Source organism: Actinomycetota bacterium (assembly GCA_023488435.1).
In the GTDB taxonomy this organism is placed as follows: Bacteria; Actinomycetota; Coriobacteriia; order Anaerosomatales; family UBA912; genus UBA912.
Genome location: JAMDCK010000057.1, coordinates 15,905 through 33,831, shown reverse-complemented (window position 1 = coordinate 33,831; position 17,927 = coordinate 15,905). Strand labels below are relative to the sequence as shown.

Sequence of the window (17,927 nt, the reverse complement as noted above, 5' to 3'; positions counted from 1 at the left end):
CGCTGCCCATGGCTCACGCAAAGGGCCAGCGAGTCTTCTAGGAGACGCGCTGGCTCTTTTCTATCCACCGTTGCTCTTCTTCTGTGGCTCCAGCCCTGTGTTCGAGGACGCCCTCGGGCCAAATGGCAAGCTCTTCACATAGTTTCTGCGAAATGCAGATACAGGGCGCCGAAAGGTGTTCGTTCAGCAAGCGGATAAACAGTGACTCTGAGCGTCTTTCCATCCTCGCTGATGAGCCTCGTCACCGGCAGCCCTGTGTTGATCGACTCGACCAGCGGGCAATCGGGATGAGGGGCGTCCTTGTTGTGCATCGCACGATAGCAGTGCAATGGACACCCTTCTTGGACGCTCTCTGTTGACTTGACAAAGTAGGTGTTCGATTGAATGACTTGATGATTGGAATCGAGCACCATCACAAAAAACGGTAAGGCGTCGATGATTTCTTCCGCAGTGAACGGCTGGGTAGCTGATCGATCGAGTGCGTCGTCCATTGCTACACTCACCTCTCCCAGTTTAAGAGAGTCGCCTAGTTTTCGGGCTGTCCCACAGTGCTCTCCGAAATCCGACGGAGATGCATCGCCCAAGTAGCTTATACCCATCTTGTTGAGTGCTCGACACGCCTGTGGGGCCCGCTGGCTCTTTCTTATCCGCCGTTGCTCTTCTTCTGTGGCTCCCACCTGAATCGGATCGAGGCAGCTGCGATGAATACTAGAGTCCACCCAGCCATGGCAATCAGTGCAGATTTGATATCCCCAAGTGACTGCCCGCCCACCAGAGTATCCCGCAGGCCACTGTTCAGATAAGTCAGCGGCAAAACCTCAGCAATACCACGCAGCCAACTCGGAGCCATGTCGATGGGAAAGAAGGTGCCAGCCAAAAACATCATCGGCATTGCGATCAATTGGGCGATCGAGTCCACCGACTCGACCCTGCCAGCGATTCCGGCGACGAGCATCCCGAGCGCCACCATCATCATCGCGCCCATGAATAGAACGACTGATGCGCCCACAAGACTGCCGCTGATCTCCACATCGAACAGGAGCATCCCTACCCCGATGATGATAAGTGCCTGCAGAAAGGCGAGCACGGTCATGCCTGCGGATTTGGCCGCGAGGAACACCGGTGTCCGGACTGTGGTCAGTTTCACCTGCCGAAGTATGCCCTTCTCGCGCTCGGTCACCAGTGGGCTGGCCACTCCGAACAGACACGAGAACATCACCGACATCCCGATTATCCCCGGCATCAGGAAGCTGATGAAAGGCAGTTCGTCGACCAGCACGCTGGTTTCTTCGATCACGAACAACTCGGGGGCTCCCTGGGCCTGCTTGGCGATGCCATCCAGCACGCCCATGACCATCGTCCGCGCTACTCCACCGGTACCCATCGCGTCGCCCGGATCGTATAGGATCTCTACCTGGATCGGCTGACCCGACTCTGTGGCCTGCGGATCGAAGACGATGACGACGTGCTGTTCGCCAACCCTGAGTCCCTCCACGAGCACATTCTGCTCGCCTTTGGTGATCTCCACCTCCTCTATCCCGCCAAATGCGGTCTCAACATGCTGGGTCCAAGTCGGGTCGCCAGACAGACCGATGTTGATCGGGGCCTGTCTATCGCCTTGCCCGACGAGGAACCCGAAGAGGACCATGAACCCCAACGGGAACGCGAAATGCCAGAAAAGCGAGTTGCGATTGCGCAGATGCATGCGCGTGTTGGCCTTGAGAAGCTCTATGAACGCCATCAATCCCGGAGCTCCTTTCCGGTCAGCGTAAGGAACACGTCTTCAAGATTAGCGGTCCTGACCTGTAGGTTCTTGATCTCGATGTCTTGATCGTGTGCGGTGCGCAGGAGGACAGTGATAGCATCGTCCAGGTTCTCGGCGAGCAGTGTCTGCTCGCCTTCAGAGTCCGGTGCTCCCACCTCGGAGCCCGCCAACCCCAGCGAGGTCCCTTCGATCGGGCGGCTCGCCGTGAAGCTGATCCGCGCCTTTCTTCCCAGCTGGCCGACGAGTCGCGCAGGCGTGTCCATCGCAATGATCTTCCCGTAGTCGATGATGGCCAGGCGGTCGCAAAGGTACTCGGCTTCCTCCATGTAATGGCTGCTCAGGATGATGGTCTTGCCCCTATCCCTCAGCTCCTTGACGACCTCCCAGGTCCGGCGTCTGGCCTGCGGGTCTAGGCCGGTGGTGGGTTCGTCGAGAAAGACCAGCTCCGGTTCGTTGACGAGCGCAATGGCGACGAGCAGTGTCTGCTCGCCTTCAGAGTCCGGTGCTCCCACCTCGGAGCCCGCCAACCCCAGCGAGGTCCCTTCGATCGGGCGGCTCGCCGTGAAGCTGATCCGCGCCTTTCTTCCCAGCTGGCCGACGAGTCGCGCAGGCGTGTCCATCGCAATGATCTTCCCGTAGTCGATGATGGCCAGGCGGTCGCAAAGGTACTCGGCTTCCTCCATGTAATGGCTGCTCAGGATGATGGTCTTGCCCCTATCCCTCAGCTCCTTGACGACCTCCCAGGTCCGGCGTCTGGCCTGCGGGTCTAGGCCGGTGGTGGGTTCGTCGAGAAAGACCAGCTCCGGTTCGTTGACGAGCGCAATGGCGATTGCCAGTCGCTGCTTCTGCCCGCCCGAAAGCGCGAGCGTGTAAGCCTTGCGCTTCTCGGCAAGTCCGCTCAGGTCGAGCAGATCCTCTATGGCTCGCTTGGGAAGTCGCCTCCCGTGGAGCGCGCTGAAGAGGCGCAGGACCTCCTGCACCGTCAGCTCCTCGTAGAAGGCGGTCGATTGCGTCTGCACGCCGATCAGCCTCTTGACCTTGGTTGGATCCGGCCAGACGGAAATCCCGCTTATGGTGATCGTCCCGGCGTCAGGCCTCCTCAGTCCCTCCATCATCTCCAGGCACGTGGTCTTCCCAGCACCATTGGGGCCGAGGAGCCCGAAGATCTCACCGCGAGCGACCTCGAAGGAGACGCCGTCCACGGCTCGCAAGGATCCGTAGTTCTTCTCCAGGGAGCGGACGGAAACCATCGACGCCGCACCGTGAGAACCCGTCGAGCTTTGGGTGCCTGCCGAGTCAACCAAGTTGGATGTCATGCAGAATCGACCTCCTTGCATCAGACCCCTGCCCCCAATTCGAACCATCGATGCCCCATTGTGCCACACTATACTCTGCCGTGTGGGGTCATCTCGGCATTTCTTCTGGACTGCGCGTGGAAACTCCCGTAGGGTGCGGCGTCACGCCCATGCGTTGGGTATAATCCAACGAGGACGCAACGTGTCGCGGGTTGCTGATCTCGGGAGCTAAGGCGGATCTAGGACCCGTTGGCGGAACGATGGGGGAAGAGTGACGCAGGCCAAAGACAGACACAAATCTGACCAGCCCGACGGCGACAGCCGCTACAAGTTGTTGGATCGGGCAATCGCCCAACATCAGCACAGCGGGTATGCACTGATCGAGGTCCTTCACGCGGCGCAGGGAATATTCGGGTACCTCGAGAGCGATCTACTCACATATGTGGCGCACAAGTTGAAACTTCCGCTCAGCCGTGTGTACGGTGTGGCGACCTTCTATCATTTCTTCCGGCTCAAGCCTAGCGGCGAACATGTCTTCGTGCTCTGCACTGGGACTGCCTGCTATGTGAAAGGCGCCGGAGCAGTTCAGGAAGCCGTCGAGTGCCATTGCGGAATCAAATTCGGCGACACGACCGACGATGGAAGCATCTCGCTCATCGCCGCGCGATGTGTAGGCGCCTGCGGACTCGCGCCTGTGGCCATTTTGGACGACGTTGTTGCAGGCGAACTGAGTCCCGAGGACGCGGTGCGCCGCATCAAGCAGTGGGAAGAAAGCGGCGACGAGGTGCCCGTATGACACCAGAAGAGCTCTACCAAGTTGCTCACAAGGAGCAGGCTCGTCAACAGAAGTTCACGAACCGCGTACTGGTTTGCTCTTCAACAGGGTGCATTGCGTGCAACAGCGAGGGAACCCGTGAAGCACTCAAAGGAGCACTCAACGATGGTGACCTCAAGGACGAAGTCGAGGTCGTCAACACAGGGTGCATGGGTTTGTGTGCCCTAGGTCCGCTTGTGATGCTCGAAAAAGAAAATGCGCTGTACAAGAAGGTGGGCGAACCCCTCGCTCGAGAGATAGTTGATCGACACCTCGTTGCCGGAGAAGTCGTCGACGATAACCTGCTGGATCAGCAGGATCCATTCTTCGCCTCGCAGACCAAGATCGTGCTGGAGCACTGCGGCAAGATCGACGCAGAGCGCATAGAAGAGTACATCGCCGTCGGCGGTTATACGGCACTGGCAAAAGCCATCACAGAGATGCAGCCAGAAGAAATCATCGATGAGGTACGCAAGAGCGGCCTGCGCGGACGAGGAGGTGCAGGGTATCCAACGGGACTAAAATGGGATGTCTCGCGCAAGTCCGTGGGCGAACAGAAGTACGTGATATGCAACGGGGATGAGGGCGATCCGGGGGCCTACATGGATCGAAATCTCCTCGAGTCGGATCCACACCGCATCCTGGAGGGCATGGCAATTGCGGCCTACGCCGTCGGAGCGAATCAGGGCTACATTTACACGCGCGCTGAGTACCCTCTCGCCATCAAGCGCCTGAAGATTGCCATCCGGCAAGCCGAGCGACTTGGATTGTTGGGCCATCGTATCTTCGAATCACAGTTCAACTTCCGCATCGACCTGAGGATCGGTGCCGGAGCATTCGTCTGCGGAGAGGAAACGGCCCTGCTTCGCTCGATACAAGGCCGCCGAGGTCGTCCCCGTCCCCGTCCGCCCTATCCTTCGGAGAAGGGACTGTTCGGCGCACCTACAGTCATCAACAACGTCGAGACTCTCGCAAATATCCCGTCGATCGTCACTAAGGGTGGAGGCTGGTTTGCAGGAATCGGCACTCCGGGGAGCACGGGGACCAAGATCTTCGCACTCACTGGCAAAGTCAAGCACACGGGCCTCATAGAAGTCCCCATGGGGATGCCTTTGCGGGAGATCATCTTTGATATCGGCGGAGGGACGTCGGACGACAAGGATTTCAAGGCCGCACAAACAGGCGGACCTTCTGGAGGCTGCATCTCCAAAAAGCATCTAGATCTTCCCGTGGACTACGAATCACTGAAAGCCGTGGGGTCCATGATGGGCAGCGGCGGGATGATTGTAATGGACTCAGACTCTGACATGGTGGACGTGGCGAAGTTCTTCATGGAGTTCTGCGTCGACGAGTCCTGCGGCAAATGCACCCCTTGCCGCGTGGGAACAAAGCACCTGTATCTGCTTCTCGACAAGATCTCTGCAGGACAGGCTTCCGCCGAGGACATCACGCTTCTGGAGGAGCTGTGCATGATGGTGAAGGAAACGAGCCTGTGTGGTCTCGGGCAGTCCGCACCCAATCCTGTTCTCTCAACCCTCCGCTTCTTCCGCGAAGAGTACGAAAAGCGCCTGAAGCCCCTTGAGGGTTACGAGGCCTCCGATCTCGACTCCGGCGTCCCCATGAGAGAAAAGTGACATCATGGCTATTCTAACCCTGACGATAAACGGCGAGCAGGTCAGCGGCAAGGACGACGAAACTCTGCTTCAAATCGCGCGCCAACACGGAATCCAGATTCCCACTTTGTGTCACCTGGAAGGCCTCACGGATGTTGGCTCATGTAGGCTCTGTCTCGTTGAGATCGAGGGACAGGAGAAGCTCTTTCCCGCTTGCGTAACCAGGCCGGTTGAAGGGATGTCGGTCTACACGGATTCCGAGCGCCTTCAACGCTACCGTCGCATGTTCATTGAGCTGCTGGCCTCGGAAGGAAACCATCAGTGCGCTGTGTGCGTCGTCAACGACCACTGCCAACTCCAAGATCTAGCGTATGAAGTCAGGTTGGAGTATGTGCGCTTCCCCTACCTGCACCCCAAGCGGGTTCTGGACGCGACGCACAAAGACTCCGTGCTGGACAGGAACCGCTGCGTCCTTTGCACACGGTGTGTGCGCGTGTGTCACGAGGTCGAAGGCGCCCACACGTGGGACATCGCCGGCCGAGGCATCCAATGCACCATCGTCGCCGACATGGACCAAGCCTGGGGTACATCGGAGAGCTGTACTTCGTGTGGCAAGTGCGTGTGGGTCTGTCCGACAGGGGCGCTGTTCGAGAAAGGCCAGACAGTGGCCGAAATGGAGAAGCATCGCGAATTCGTGAGATACATCGTCACCGCTCGGAAGACAGGCGAATGGGTGGCGGAAGACAGGGTGAGTAAATGAAATCGCGTATCGCGAGCGTCTGGCTCAGCGGCTGTTCGGGCTGCCACATGTCATTTCTCGATCTTGATGAGCGCCTAATCGAGTTTGCCGACTTAGCAGAGCTGGTCTACTCCCCATTTGTCGACATCAAACACTTCCCGAGCGATGTCGATGTCACCCTGGTCGAGGGGGCGATTTCCAACACCGAAAACGAGGAGATGGCGCATATAATCCGTCGCAATTCGAAGTTCGTCCTCTCGTTCGGCGATTGTGCCACCACAGGTAACATCTCGGCGATGCGCAATCAGTTCGCCGCCGAGGAGATCGTTCAACGCTCCTACGGTGAGCTTGCAGATGACGCCTCGGTTCTGCCGTCGAGGGCAACTTCCATCGCCCAGCTGATGCCGAGAGCGTTGCCCCTTCACGCCGTCATCAAGGTGGATGCATTCCTTCATGGGTGTCCGCCATCGCCCGATCAGATCTGGTTTGCGCTAAGCGAGCTGATGGCTGGCAGAATCCCCAATCTACCGACTGCGTACTTGAAGTATGGCTAAGCCCGCCCGCGAGCAAGGATGAGCATGGCATCTCGAAGGACCATCACCATCGAACCCGTGACCCGAATCGAGGGTCACGCGAAGATCACCATCCATCTAGACGCCGATGGACAGGTGAACGACGCCCGCTTCCACGTGACTGAGTTTCGCGGATTCGAGAAATTCTGCGAGGGAAGGTTATTGTGGGAGATGCCCGGCATCACATCGCGCATCTGCGGCATCTGCCCTGCGAGTCATCTGATAGCCTCGGCGAAAGCGGGCGACGCCATACTCGCGATCGGGATTCCTGAAACTGCCGAGAAACTGCGTCGGCTTCTTACCTTGGCGCAATGGACTCAATCGCATGCGCTGAGCTTCTTCCACCTGTCCTCGCCCGACCTCTTGTTGGGATTCGATGCCGACCCGGCGACGCGTAACGTGTTCGGGCTGATGGCGGAGCACAAGGATGTCGTCCGGCGGGGTATCCGGCTTCGGAAATTCGGGCAGGAGATCATCGAGACACTCGGTGGTCGCCGCATACACACGCCTTGGGCGGTGCCGGGAGGGGTCCGTGAGGCGCTGAAGTCATCGGACCGGGATCGCTTGTTGGCTTGGATTCCGGAGGCCATGGAGACGACGTTCATGGCACTTGAGATCCTCGAGGGTATCCACGCGAAGTTCGCGCACGAGATCCCTAGCTTTTCCGACGGTACGCCGTCACTGTCCGTCGGCCTTGTCAGCGAGGATGGAGGGCTCGAATACTACGGCGGCAAGCTTCGCATGCGGGACAGCGACGGCGAAACCGTAGCCGATCAACTCGATCCCATGGAGTACACCGAGTATCTGGGCGAGCGTTCGACTGAGTGGTCGTACCTGAAGTTCCCGTACTACAAGCCGTTGGGCTATGACAGAGGTGCGTATCGAGTCGGTCCGCTTGCTCGGCTGAGCGTCTGCGATTACATCGAGACCCCCCTGGCCGAGGCGGAGCGCCAAAAGCTCCTTTCGCTGTCTGCCGATCGCGATGTGATGGGCAACCCGTTCTACTACCATTACGCGCGTCTGATCGAGATCCTGTTCGCGGTTGAGAAGATCGAGATGCTGCTCGGCGATCCCGATATCCTGGGAGAGGACATCCGCTCGAAGGCTATGATCAACCGCTTGGAGGGCGTCGGCGTGTGCGAGGCTCCCCGAGGCCCGCTCTTCCACCACTATCATGTGGACGAAGACGGGGTCATCCAGCAGGTGAACATGTTGATCGCCACCGCGCAGAACAACCAGGCGATGAACGCCACCGTTCGGCAACTCGCTTCGCACTACGTCCACGGCGGATCGATCACCGAGGGAGCCCTCAACCGCATCGAGGCCGGCATCCGCTGCTACGACCCCTGTCTCTCCTGCTCGACGCACGCGATCGGGAAGATGCCGCTGCAGGTGCAGTTGATCGACTCGGCAGGCAGAGTGCTTAGCGAGCGGAGTCGCTGAGGTGGCACGGACGCTCGTGATCGGCTTCGGTAACGACATGCGACGCGATGACGGAGCCGGGCGCATAGCTGCCGAGAAGATCGCCGCGGCCCACGACGACGTGGACCTGCTGAGCCTCGCCCAGCTCACGCCCGAGATCGCCGAAGTCATCTCCCGCTACCAGAGCGTGGTCTTCCTCGATGCCAGCGTGAAAGCCGAGCGCGTCGAGGTCAGCGAGGTGCACCCCGGGAGCGGGTGCAGGCGCGGTAGCGCGCGACCGATGTCGCACACCCTCTCGCCCCAGCAGGTCCTCGATCTCGCAGTCGAGCTCTACGGCAAGTGCCCGTGGCGGGTTCTGCTGGTGGAGTTCCCCGTCAGCGACCTGGAGTTCGGCTGCGATCTCTCGCCCTCGACCCAAAGCATGGTCGAGGAGTTCGTGGAGTCCTTCTCGGCGGTTCGCATGCGTGAAGGCGGTCCGGCCGAGGTCCCTGTCCGGGCGAGGTCGGTCAGCCCCTTGCCAGAGCGGCCCTAACGAGCCTGTCGGTCACATCGGTGAGCGACATCCCGTCGGCTGCTGCGGCCATTGGCAGCAGCGAGAGCTCGGTCATCCCGGGCGAGGTGTTGCACTCCAGCACCCACGGCGTGCCGTCTGCGTCCACGACCATGTCCACCCGCGACACGTCCCTGCACTCGAGCAGCGTGTGCACACGGGCCGCGATCCGCGTGACCTCGCGCATCACCGGCGCGTCCAGGCGCGCTGGTGCGAAGTAGTCGGTCTCGCCAGCCGTGTACATCGCGCCGAAGTCGAAGATCCCGCCCTTCGCGACGATCTCGACAGGCGGCAGGACGCGCGGGCCGTCCTCGGCGTCGAAGACGGAGACCGCGAGCACGCAACCGTCGACCCACTTCTCGATCATCGCGGAGTCGTCGTAGCCCAAGGCCGCAAGCAGCGCCTCGGCGAGCGCCTCGGAGGATTCGACGCGCGCCAATCCCAAGCCCGATCCCTGCCGAGAAGGCTTCACCGCGAGCGGGAAGGCCCCCACGCGCTCGGGCACGAGGTCGAGTGCCGAGGCGGCTCCCATCTGCTTGAACGCGTCGGCGGTCAGCGTCACCCACGGGGGCGTCGGGATGTCCTCGGCGGCGAAAAGTCGCTTGGCCAGTGGCTTGTCCCACGCCAGCGCGCTCGACATCACGCCCGGACCCGTATACGGAATGCCGAGGAACTCAAGCAGCTCCTGGATCGCGCCGTCCTCGCCGAACTTGCCGTGCAGAGCGATGTAGGCGGCATCCGGTCGCTCGGAGCGCAGCGTCTGCACGAGTGCGGGGGTCAGGTCGAGCGGGACGACCTTGTAGCCCAGGTCGGAAAGCGCCGAGCATACCCGCTCGCCGCTCATGAGCGATATCTCGCGCTCCAGGGAGCGCCCACCCATCAGGACCGCTATCTTCTCGCCGCTCACACGACCTCCTCCTTGACTGACAGTGCACCGGCCGCGATGAACGCGCGGTAGAGTTCGAGACGATCTTCGAGCACCTCGGCGAGACGCCGGATGCCCTCCTCGATGCGCTCCGGTTCAGCGTAACAGAACGCAAGACGCATGCAGTTGCCTCCTCGGCGATCCGGGTAGAAGGCGTCGCCGGGGACGAAGGTCACACCGCGCTCGACCGCCTCGGCGAGCAGCACCTTTGTGTCGAGGAACTCCGGCAGCTCGACCCAGAGGAAGAAGCCGCCCTCGGGGCACGTCCAGCGAGCCTCCGGCGGGAAGTGCTGTTCGAGTGCGGCGAGCATCGCATCGCGGCGCTCGGCATACGTGCGCGTCAGGCCCTGCAGGACCTTGCGCCACCGCGATCCGCCGAAGTACTGCTCCGCCGTGACCTGCGCGAACGCGCTGCCGCACAGGTCGGCGGCTTGCTTGGCGATGAGTAGCTTGGCGAGCACCGGATGTGGGGCGGTTACCCAGCCCAGGCGAAGTCCGGGCGCGAATATCTTCGAGAACGTGCCCAGGTAGATGACGTCGTCGTCGAGCGCGCGCAGCGGTTTGATGTGCCCGCCCTCGAATCGCAGCCGCCCGTAAGGGTCGTCCTCGATGATCGGGATGTCGTACTCGCGCGAAAGCTCGATGAGTCGCCGCCTGCGCTCGGGCGCGAGCGTCACTCCGCCCGGATTCTGGAAGTTGGGAATCGTGTAGATGAACTTCGCGCCGCCCCTGCCAAGCCGCTTCAGCTCGGCCTCGAGCAGGTCCATCCGCATGCCGCTCTCGTCCATGTCGACACAGCGGATCTCGGGTCCATACGCCGAGAAAGCCTGCAGAGCCCCGAGGTACGTCGGCCCTTCGGCGATCACCACGTCTCCCGGATCAAGGAATATCTTGCCGAGAAGATCGAGCGCTTGCTGAGCGCCGGCGGTGACCACGATGTCCTCGGGTCGGACCCGCACGCCGGTCTCCGCCATGAGCTCGACGATCGTCTGGCGCAGCTCGACCCTGCCCTCGCTGCCGCCGTACTGCAGTGCCTGGTCGCCATGGTGCGCCACGGCCCGGAAGGCGGCATCCGCTGCGGTGTGCGCTGGCACGCGGCTGACTTCCGGCATGCCGCCAGAGAGGCTGATCACGTCGGGCCTGCTTGCAGCGGCGAACAAGTCGCGCACGGCGCTGCTACGCATGCCCTCCATGCGCTGCGCATAACGCCCCTGTAGCCGGTCGAACACGACTCTCGAAGAACCCATCGACATCACTCCTGCCGGTAAAACAAGACGACCCCTTGCGCCCATAGGGCGAGGGGCCGATCACAGTACCGCCACCCTTCGCTAACGCGATAGGTGAAACGCAGATTAGCACCGGCCCCGCTCGACGGTCAACTGCTCGATCAAGACGCATGCCTCCTGAAGCGCACTTCGCACCGCCTCAACATCCTCACAGCCGAGGTATACCCGGTACACGCCTTGGCCGTCCCGCCCGAAATCCCACGTAGTCCGGCCCGCCATCGCCCTAGGATGCCCCTCGCACACAAGCAGCTCCAGAGCGACGTGCTCGAGCAGATGAGCGCTCTCGGTGTCGGCAAGCTCACCAGCAACGCCGAGCCCCTTCGGCGATTCACAACGGTGTCGTACGATGCCAGGTAGCCTGCCGAGAACCTTCTCGGCGATTCCTGGGAGAGCACTGGTCCGCCGAAGTACCGGTTGGGTAAGGCGCACAACCACCTCGGTGCCACCGGGTACCGCCCACAAGTGCTCGACGATAAAGAGCGGCTTCTCCACCTCTGGAATCACCGCTGGGTGTTCCGGAACCTAATCGCTAGGAAGATGACCGACTTCACCAGGAGCACAGCGCCTAACAGAAGCAGTGCCCACGCGTATCCGATGGCCTCACCCAACAGCATGAACACGCCGGCCATCAGGAGCAGAATGCCGACGACAGCCAGACACCCTGCACTCACCGCAGCGACCAGCATGAGCCCTAGCTTCTGGCTCGGCAGAACGATCTTCTCGCGGACTACCCGCTCGACCTCATTATCGAACCAGTCGACGACCGTCTCCATAAGCTCTACAACCGCATCGCTCAGCGATCGTCCCGGGGGTCTTGCGCCGGGTTCGGGTCCGGAATCGGACATGAACGCACCTCCGTACTCAACGGGAAGAGCCCACAATCACCTTCACTATCAGGATACCCCAAATCCACCTCTAAAAGCCGAGGGCGGCCCGCGCGGGACCGCCCTCGATCGAACGCATCACAGAAGACGTTACCTGCCAAGAATCCGATACTGCACCGTGTGGACCCCGCTGAAGCCGAGAGCTGTAGCCGTCCCGGGCCCGAGATCGAACACCCGACCGGGAGTGAATGGTCCACGATCGTTGACCACAGCGATCGCGGTACGCCCACCGAACTTGAACTCGATACGCGTGCCGAACGGAAGCGTCTTGTGGGCGACATTCATCATGCCCTCAGTCAAGATCGCACCGCTGGCGGTCCTGTTGCCATAGAAGCCAGGACCGTACCAAGAAGCCCTTGCGGACTTCCAGCCCGAGGTATTCGCCGCAGCAGCTGCCACCGGTCGATTCCGAGGTGCTGATGCAGCCCTGACGGGCGCTGGACGAGGAGTCGGCCTTACGACTGGCACTGGAGCCTTTGCCTTGGCAACGGGGGTGACCAGTGAAGCCGGTCGCTCTGCGGTCAACTCGATCTTCTCGTCAGCGGGTACTTCTTCGATCGGCGGAACCGACTCATCGCCGATACCGAGCGTGCCAACCGGGCGCTGCGCCGGCGAGGCTCCCGCCTGCGGCTCCGGGAACTGGAAGCCGGCGAGCGTGCCTGTGACCGAAACAGCCAAAGCCAAAGCGGCCACGTACAATGCTACCTTCTGTATCTTCTTGGAACTCACATAGACCTCCGGGTCCGGGGACGTTACAGACGACGCATCCGAAAGCCGGGGCACAAGCGTACCTAGGAGACAGTAGTGGGATTATGCTGAGAGCTGCCTCGCATCCGGCGAAACGGACGGATACCCGTCGTCTCAAGCCAAATGAAGCGAGTATGCTTTTTAGGCTACGAACCTTTTCCCTAGTATCACGGGTGTCGCGATTGCAGACATTTACCGAGTTCGACCGGATTTGCCGAAACGTCCATCACGCCGGTTCGAACGACTGCTCCGATCGTCTTTGCAGCCGATGCGCGAAGAACGCCTTACGCACTAACAGTTGCACACTGTAACACAATCGTTACCAATCGACAAATCCGGGGATGCTGCGGGTTCGGCAAGACCGCTCTGCAGAGCAAAGATCAGGGCTCCTCGGTCGATCCGAGGAGCCCTGATTCACTACGCTAGACTACACTTGCCTCTAAATGATCCATCTTACTCAACGAGCTGCAAAGCCCCGTCGCGAACCTCCTGGCTAATAGCACCAGCGCCACCGAAGAAGGTGATGGTGTCAATCTCCAGAGCGTTAGCCGATAGGGCGCTAGCCGCTGCCGGGTGTAGGGAGTTCGATGGCGTAAGCAGCATGACGCTGCCATTCAAGCCCTGCAAGACGCCACCGGCGAGGGCATCGGGGAAGTTAGTACCCGTTGCGAGCCCTACCCCGTCCCACCCAAACCAAAGCAGCTGCCCTACTGCATATTCCGCAATGGCTGCCGCCGTAGTGTAGCGATTGTCACCCGCAAGACGCTCTACATTGACAGCCCCAAAGCGGGTTTTCAGTGCGTACATTTACCGAGTTCGACCGGATTTGCCGAAACGTCCATCACGCCGGTTCGAACGACTGCTCCGATCGTCTTTGCAGCCGATGCGCGAAGAACGCCTTACGCACTAACAGTTGCACACTGTAACACAATCGTTACCAATCGACAAATCCGGGGATGCTGCGGGTTCGGCAAGACCGCTCTGCAGAGCAAAGATCAGGGCTCCTCGGTCGATCCGAGGAGCCCTGATTCACTACGCTAGACTACACTTGCCTCTAAATGATCCATCTTACTCAACGAGCTGCAAAGCCCCGTCGCGAACCTCCTGGCTAATAGCACCAGCGCCACCGAAGAAGGTGATGGTGTCAATCTCCAGAGCGTTAGCCGATAGGGCGCTAGCCGCTGCCGGGTGTAGGGAGTTCGATGGCGTAAGCAGCATGACGCTGCCATTCAAGCCCTGCAAGACGCCACCGGCGAGGGCATCGGGGAAGTTAGTACCCGTTGCGAGCCCTACCCCGTCCCACCCAAACCAAAGCAGCTGCCCTACTGCATATTCCGCAATGGCTGCCGCCGTAGTGTAGCGATTGTCACCCGCAAGACGCTCTACATTGACAGCCCCAAAGCGGGTTTTCAGTGCGTTTTCCGTTGTTGTCGACACCGCTCCTGTTCCGCCCAGGATGATGGCATTCGTGACACCGGTCATGGCTGTCACCGTGGATGGCGAAAGTCCTGTCTTGGGATGCGCCAGATATATCGGCCAGTAGTTTCCGGCGGCCAGAGGAGCAGCGGCTAGTGCATCAGGGAAATTCCCACCAGTAGCCACAAAAGCAGTCCCGTCATAAAAGATCCCAAGCTCCTGGCGAACCCTAGCCGCTACATTGTTGGCGGTCACATAGCGGTCCGCACCACCAATACGCTCCACATTGGGAGCACCAAGCTTGGTTTTCAGCGCTGTTTCAACCTCCGGACCCACAGCACCTGTGCCGCCCAAGATGATGGCTTGTCCAGCACCAAGACGGTCGATCTCTGCAAGAACGGAAGCAGGAACGGTTTTGGTGTCGACCAGCAATACGGGACCACCAAGCGTTCCTGCAAGGGCGGCCCCTCCAAGTGCATCAGGCCAGTTGCGGCCGGTGGCGATGACGACCGTCCTGTAGCCAAGCGGATCGAGTCCGAATGGGAACGCTTCAACCGAGGCCGCTACAGCTGTCTCGAAGCGATCAGCGCCTTCGACCTCAATGAATGGCGGAACCGGTTGCAGTGGGATGTCCAGCTGGATCGCGTTGGTCCCGTTGTAGGCGATGATATCGCTCATAAACCATTCGAATCCCGGATGCCCCACATCAATCCCATACGTTCCCGCAGGAACGGTAAAGGAATAGTTTCCTGCTGCGTCCGTAACAGTAGATTGTTCGAGGATCCCGGGGTATGTCTCAAGTAACCACACCTCCACCCCAGCCAAAGGTGCGCCTGTCGAAGCGTCTGTGACTGTTCCATGGATGGAAGGCGTGGCTGCGTTCGCCGACTCGACTGCTAGAACAGCATGCGAAGCCAACAGCGCTAGGACCAAGAGTATCCTCAAAGCAAGAATGTGCCATTTTTCAGGCGCGGCACTGACGCTCAAAGCAGATGCTGCCATGTGTCATGCCCTCCTCTCAAGCAAACCCCAACCGATCACTTGCTTGCGGTGTAAACTCGCATCCCGGGTCAAAGATCACCCCGATCCCCAAATCGTGGAGCAGCCGCCATTGCATCAAAAAGATCAACCAAATCAACGTAGCACTGGCATAGTTGAGGGTCAAACGACAAGAATGTCGTAGATGACTGAAGGCGAAAGCCCACCATTCCCCGAGGTGGCTGCGTGAATCGAAGAACTCGTAATCCCCCTGGCCCTTGCTTCCGTCTTGCTCGCTAGCCTTAGGGGGTATAAAACACCATCAGTGCGAGCAGCGTGACGGCGAAAGTGATGGCCAAGCCAATCGTAATTTTGTTGAGGTTCTTCTCGACGATGGATGTGCCGACCGAAGTCGTCGGCATCACGCCGCCCAGCATCGAGGACATCCCCGTACCTTTACCTGAGTGCATCAGCACGAAGATGATGAGAGCGATCGATACGATCACGTGGACGATAAGCAGGAGTACCACAAGAGCATTCATTGCTGGAGTCATTCCTTCCATAGCGCACTAATGCGCACAAACCGACGTTTCGCAGTGCATCAGTATACCAGCAAAGAGCGTCCCGTCCACTCCCGCGGTCTCTCGACGGAGATGAGTTCGAGCATCGTCGGCGCTACATCGGCGAGTATCCCGCCGGATTCCAGGGCGGATACGCCGTCGCCAATCACGCAGAATGGCACCTCCCCGCTGGTGTGCGCGGTGAATGGCGTGTGGCTGTCAGAGTCGAGCATGGTCTCGGCGTTGCCGTGGTCGGCGGTCACGATTGCCGAGCCACCCGCAGACCGGATCGCTGCGACCACTCGGCCGACGCACGAATCCACCGCCTCGACCGCTTCGATTGCGGCTTCGAGCACACCGGTGTGGCCGACCATGTCGCAGTTCGCATAGTTGACGATGTAGACGTCTGCCTGCTCGCCCTCGATAGCGGCAACCAGTCGATCCGTCACCTCGTGTGCGCTCATCTCGGGCATCAGGTCGTAGGTGGCGACCTTGGGGCTTGGGATGAGGACGCGCTGCTCGCCCGGTTTTGGTTCCTCGGCACCTCCGTTGAAGAAGAAGGTCACGTGCGCATACTTCTCCGTCTCGGCGATCTTGAGCTGCCTGAGGCCGACGTCGGCCAGCACATCGGCGAGTACGCACGTCGACAGCTCCTTGGGGAACGCCACTGGGGCTGGGATCGTGCGGTCGTACTCGGTCAAGCATACGAATCGCGTCTGCGGGAAGGCGGGCCGCGAGAAGCCGGTGAACTCCGGGTCCACGAACGCGCGGGTGATCTCGCGTGCGCGATCGGGCCGGAAGTTGAAGAACACCAGCGCATCGCCCTCGCCGATGGTCGCGATCGGCAGCTCGTCCGGGCCGTGAACGACGGTCGGAGCTACGAACTCATCTGTGACCTCGGCATCGTAGGAGGCAAGCACGGCCTCAACGGCATCCCGGGCAGGGTCGCCCTCGCCTAGGGTTATCGCTCGCCACGCCCGCTCCACGCGATCCCAGCGGTTGTCGCGATCCATCGCCCAATATCGGCCAGCGACCGTCGCAATCCGCGCGCCCGCCAACGGCTCCAGTCGCCGCTGCAACTCGCCGAGGAAACCGGCGCCCGAGCGCGGCGGCACGTCTCGGCCGTCGAGGAATGCGTGCACGAAGACGCGCTCCGCTCCTCGCGAAACTGCCATCTCGACCAGCGCGTAAAGATGCTCCTGATGGCTGTGTACGCCGCCGTCGGAGACCAGGCCCATGAGATGCACCGCGCGGCCCGTCGCAACCGCACCGTCGATCGCCGAGGTCAGGACCTCGTTGGCGGCCAGCGAGCCATCCTCGATAGCGAGGTTGATGCGGGTCAGCTCCTGGTAGACCACGCGCCCGGCACCAATGTTGAGGTGCCCCACCTCGGAGTTACCCATCTGGCCTTCGGGCAGGCCCACGGCCAGTCCAGAACAGCGCAGGGTGGTATACGGGTACTTCGCGAACATCGCGTCCAGGTTCGGCGTCTCTGCGAGTGCGATCGCGTTGCCTGGGCCTTCTTCGGCGATGCCGAAGCCGTCCATGACGATGAGCGCTACGGGCAAGCGATCAGGCATTCTGCTCCTTGGCAGCTACTACGATCTCGGCGAACGACTCCGCATCTAGCGCTGCACCGCCGACGAGCGCGCCGTCGATATCGGGCTCGCAGAAGAACATCGCGGCGTTCTCGGGCTTGACGGAGCCGCCGTAGAGCACGCGGCAGGATTGCGCTGCCGGTGGCCCGAACAGCGCGCCGACGGTCGCTCTGATGGTGCGCGCGACATCGTTGGCACCCTCAGGTGTGGGCGTGCGCCCAGTGCCGATCGCCCAGACCGGCTCGTAAGCGATGACGATGCCTGCCGCCTCGATTGCCGAGATGCCTTCAAGGGCGGCCTTGACCTGTGTGCGAACCACGGCCTCGGTCTGGTTGGCCTCGCGGATGTCGGCCGTCTCGCCGACGCACACTATGGGCGTGATCTTGTGCGCCAGTAGCGCTTTGACCTTGCGATTGACCGTCTCGTCGGTCTCGCCGAACATCTCCCGTCGCTCCGAATGTCCCACGATGCAGTAGCCGCAACGCAGCTCGGCGAGCATCGGCGGGGAAATCTCGCCGGTGAATGCTCCCTCGGCCTCCCAATGAACGTTCTGCGCTCCGAGTTCTAGCGTGAGCCTGTCGAGTTCGATGACAACCGACACGCTTTTCAGCGCCGTGAACGGCGGGCATATCACGATGTCGACATCGTGCCAGTGCTCCTCGACGAGCTCTTCCATGTTCTGGACGAGGATCGCGGCCTCTCCAGCCTTCTTGTACATCTTCCAGTTGCCCGCGATCATCGGTTGACGTCCCATAGATCCTCC

The 17,927-nt window shown here is 60.8% G+C and carries 19 protein-coding genes; 6 read left to right on the top strand and 13 right to left on the bottom strand.

The annotated features are described in order from the left end of the window. Positions 1-134: 134 nt before the first annotated feature. The 3 genes from M1617_07715 to M1617_07705 all read right to left on the bottom strand — a co-directional run bounded on the left by M1617_07715 (position 135) and on the right by M1617_07705 (position 3,081). Positions 135-491 carry a hypothetical protein gene (locus M1617_07715; GenBank protein MCL5888156.1) on the bottom strand — a complete coding sequence of 119 codons (357 nt, stop codon included), beginning with the start codon at positions 489-491 and terminating at the stop codon, positions 135-137. Between the two features lie 152 nt (positions 492-643). Next, a complete protein-coding gene (locus M1617_07710; protein ID MCL5888155.1) occupies positions 644-1,741 on the bottom strand; it encodes an ABC transporter permease in 1,098 nt (365 codons plus the stop codon). Beyond that, the gene (locus M1617_07705; protein ID MCL5888154.1) at positions 1,741-3,081 is read right to left on the bottom strand and encodes an ATP-binding cassette domain-containing protein; all 1,341 of its coding nucleotides are present in this window, start codon (positions 3,079-3,081) and stop codon (positions 1,741-1,743) included. The genes M1617_07710 and M1617_07705 overlap by 1 nt, the downstream gene beginning before the upstream one ends. 250 nt (positions 3,082-3,331) lie before the next feature. Here M1617_07705 and hoxE point away from each other — a divergent pair, with 250 nt between their 5' ends. The 6 genes from hoxE to M1617_07675 are packed head-to-tail and all read left to right on the top strand — an operon-like array spanning position 3,332 to position 8,752. After that, positions 3,332-3,856, top strand: coding sequence for a bidirectional hydrogenase complex protein HoxE (hoxE, locus tag M1617_07700; protein ID MCL5888153.1), 525 nt, complete (start codon positions 3,332-3,334; stop codon positions 3,854-3,856). After that, a complete protein-coding gene (nuoF, locus tag M1617_07695) occupies positions 3,853-5,508 on the top strand; it encodes an NADH-quinone oxidoreductase subunit NuoF (GenBank protein ID MCL5888152.1) in 1,656 nt (551 codons plus the stop codon). The genes hoxE and nuoF overlap by 4 nt, the downstream gene beginning before the upstream one ends. 4 nt (positions 5,509-5,512) lie before the next feature. Beyond that, positions 5,513-6,247: a bidirectional hydrogenase complex protein HoxU gene (gene hoxU, locus M1617_07690; GenBank protein MCL5888151.1), complete on the top strand. Its 735-nt coding sequence runs from the start codon at positions 5,513-5,515 to the stop codon at positions 6,245-6,247. Beyond that, positions 6,244-6,780 carry an oxidoreductase gene (locus M1617_07685; protein ID MCL5888150.1) on the top strand — a complete coding sequence of 179 codons (537 nt, stop codon included), beginning with the start codon at positions 6,244-6,246 and terminating at the stop codon, positions 6,778-6,780. The genes hoxU and M1617_07685 overlap by 4 nt, the downstream gene beginning before the upstream one ends. Before the next feature lie 24 nt (positions 6,781-6,804). Then, a complete protein-coding gene (locus tag M1617_07680; GenBank protein MCL5888149.1) occupies positions 6,805-8,241 on the top strand; it encodes a Ni/Fe hydrogenase subunit alpha in 1,437 nt (478 codons plus the stop codon). Between the two features lies 1 nt (position 8,242). Continuing rightward, the gene (locus M1617_07675) at positions 8,243-8,752 is read left to right on the top strand and encodes a hydrogenase maturation protease (protein MCL5888148.1); all 510 of its coding nucleotides are present in this window, start codon (positions 8,243-8,245) and stop codon (positions 8,750-8,752) included. Here the strand turns inward: M1617_07675 and M1617_07670 are convergent. The 10 genes from M1617_07670 to tpiA all read right to left on the bottom strand — a co-directional run bounded on the left by M1617_07670 (position 8,727) and on the right by tpiA (position 17,918). After that, a complete protein-coding gene (locus tag M1617_07670) occupies positions 8,727-9,677 on the bottom strand; it encodes a D-alanine--D-alanine ligase (protein MCL5888147.1) in 951 nt (316 codons plus the stop codon). The two genes, M1617_07675 and M1617_07670, sit on opposite strands and share 26 nt — an antisense overlap. Next, positions 9,674-10,942, bottom strand: coding sequence for a PLP-dependent aminotransferase family protein (locus M1617_07665; protein MCL5888146.1), 1,269 nt, complete (start codon positions 10,940-10,942; stop codon positions 9,674-9,676). The genes M1617_07670 and M1617_07665 overlap by 4 nt, the downstream gene beginning before the upstream one ends. 105 nt (positions 10,943-11,047) lie before the next feature. Further along, positions 11,048-11,485, bottom strand: coding sequence for a hypothetical protein (locus M1617_07660; GenBank protein ID MCL5888145.1), 438 nt, complete (start codon positions 11,483-11,485; stop codon positions 11,048-11,050). Further along, the gene (locus M1617_07655) at positions 11,482-11,826 is read right to left on the bottom strand and encodes a hypothetical protein (protein MCL5888144.1); all 345 of its coding nucleotides are present in this window, start codon (positions 11,824-11,826) and stop codon (positions 11,482-11,484) included. Before M1617_07655 ends, M1617_07660 begins: the two co-directional genes overlap by 4 nt. A 129-nt stretch (positions 11,827-11,955) precedes the next feature. Further along, the gene (locus M1617_07650; GenBank protein MCL5888143.1) at positions 11,956-12,594 is read right to left on the bottom strand and encodes a hypothetical protein; all 639 of its coding nucleotides are present in this window, start codon (positions 12,592-12,594) and stop codon (positions 11,956-11,958) included. Between the two features lie 471 nt (positions 12,595-13,065). Beyond that, the gene (locus M1617_07645; GenBank protein MCL5888142.1) at positions 13,066-13,419 is read right to left on the bottom strand and encodes a cell wall-binding repeat-containing protein; all 354 of its coding nucleotides are present in this window, start codon (positions 13,417-13,419) and stop codon (positions 13,066-13,068) included. 261 nt (positions 13,420-13,680) lie between these two features. Beyond that, positions 13,681-15,030: a cell wall-binding repeat-containing protein gene (locus M1617_07640; GenBank protein MCL5888141.1), complete on the bottom strand. Its 1,350-nt coding sequence runs from the start codon at positions 15,028-15,030 to the stop codon at positions 13,681-13,683. A 278-nt stretch (positions 15,031-15,308) separates the two neighbouring features. Beyond that, positions 15,309-15,548 (bottom strand): preprotein translocase subunit SecG, encoded by a 240-nt coding sequence (gene secG / locus M1617_07635; GenBank protein ID MCL5888140.1) that lies wholly within the window; start codon positions 15,546-15,548, stop codon positions 15,309-15,311. A gap of 59 nt (positions 15,549-15,607) precedes the next feature. Next, positions 15,608-17,146 (bottom strand): 2,3-bisphosphoglycerate-independent phosphoglycerate mutase, encoded by a 1,539-nt coding sequence (gene gpmI, locus M1617_07630; protein ID MCL5888139.1) that lies wholly within the window; start codon positions 17,144-17,146, stop codon positions 15,608-15,610. Next, the gene (gene tpiA, locus M1617_07625) at positions 17,139-17,918 is read right to left on the bottom strand and encodes a triose-phosphate isomerase (protein MCL5888138.1); all 780 of its coding nucleotides are present in this window, start codon (positions 17,916-17,918) and stop codon (positions 17,139-17,141) included. The genes gpmI and tpiA overlap by 8 nt, the downstream gene beginning before the upstream one ends. Positions 17,919-17,927 lie beyond the last annotated feature (9 nt).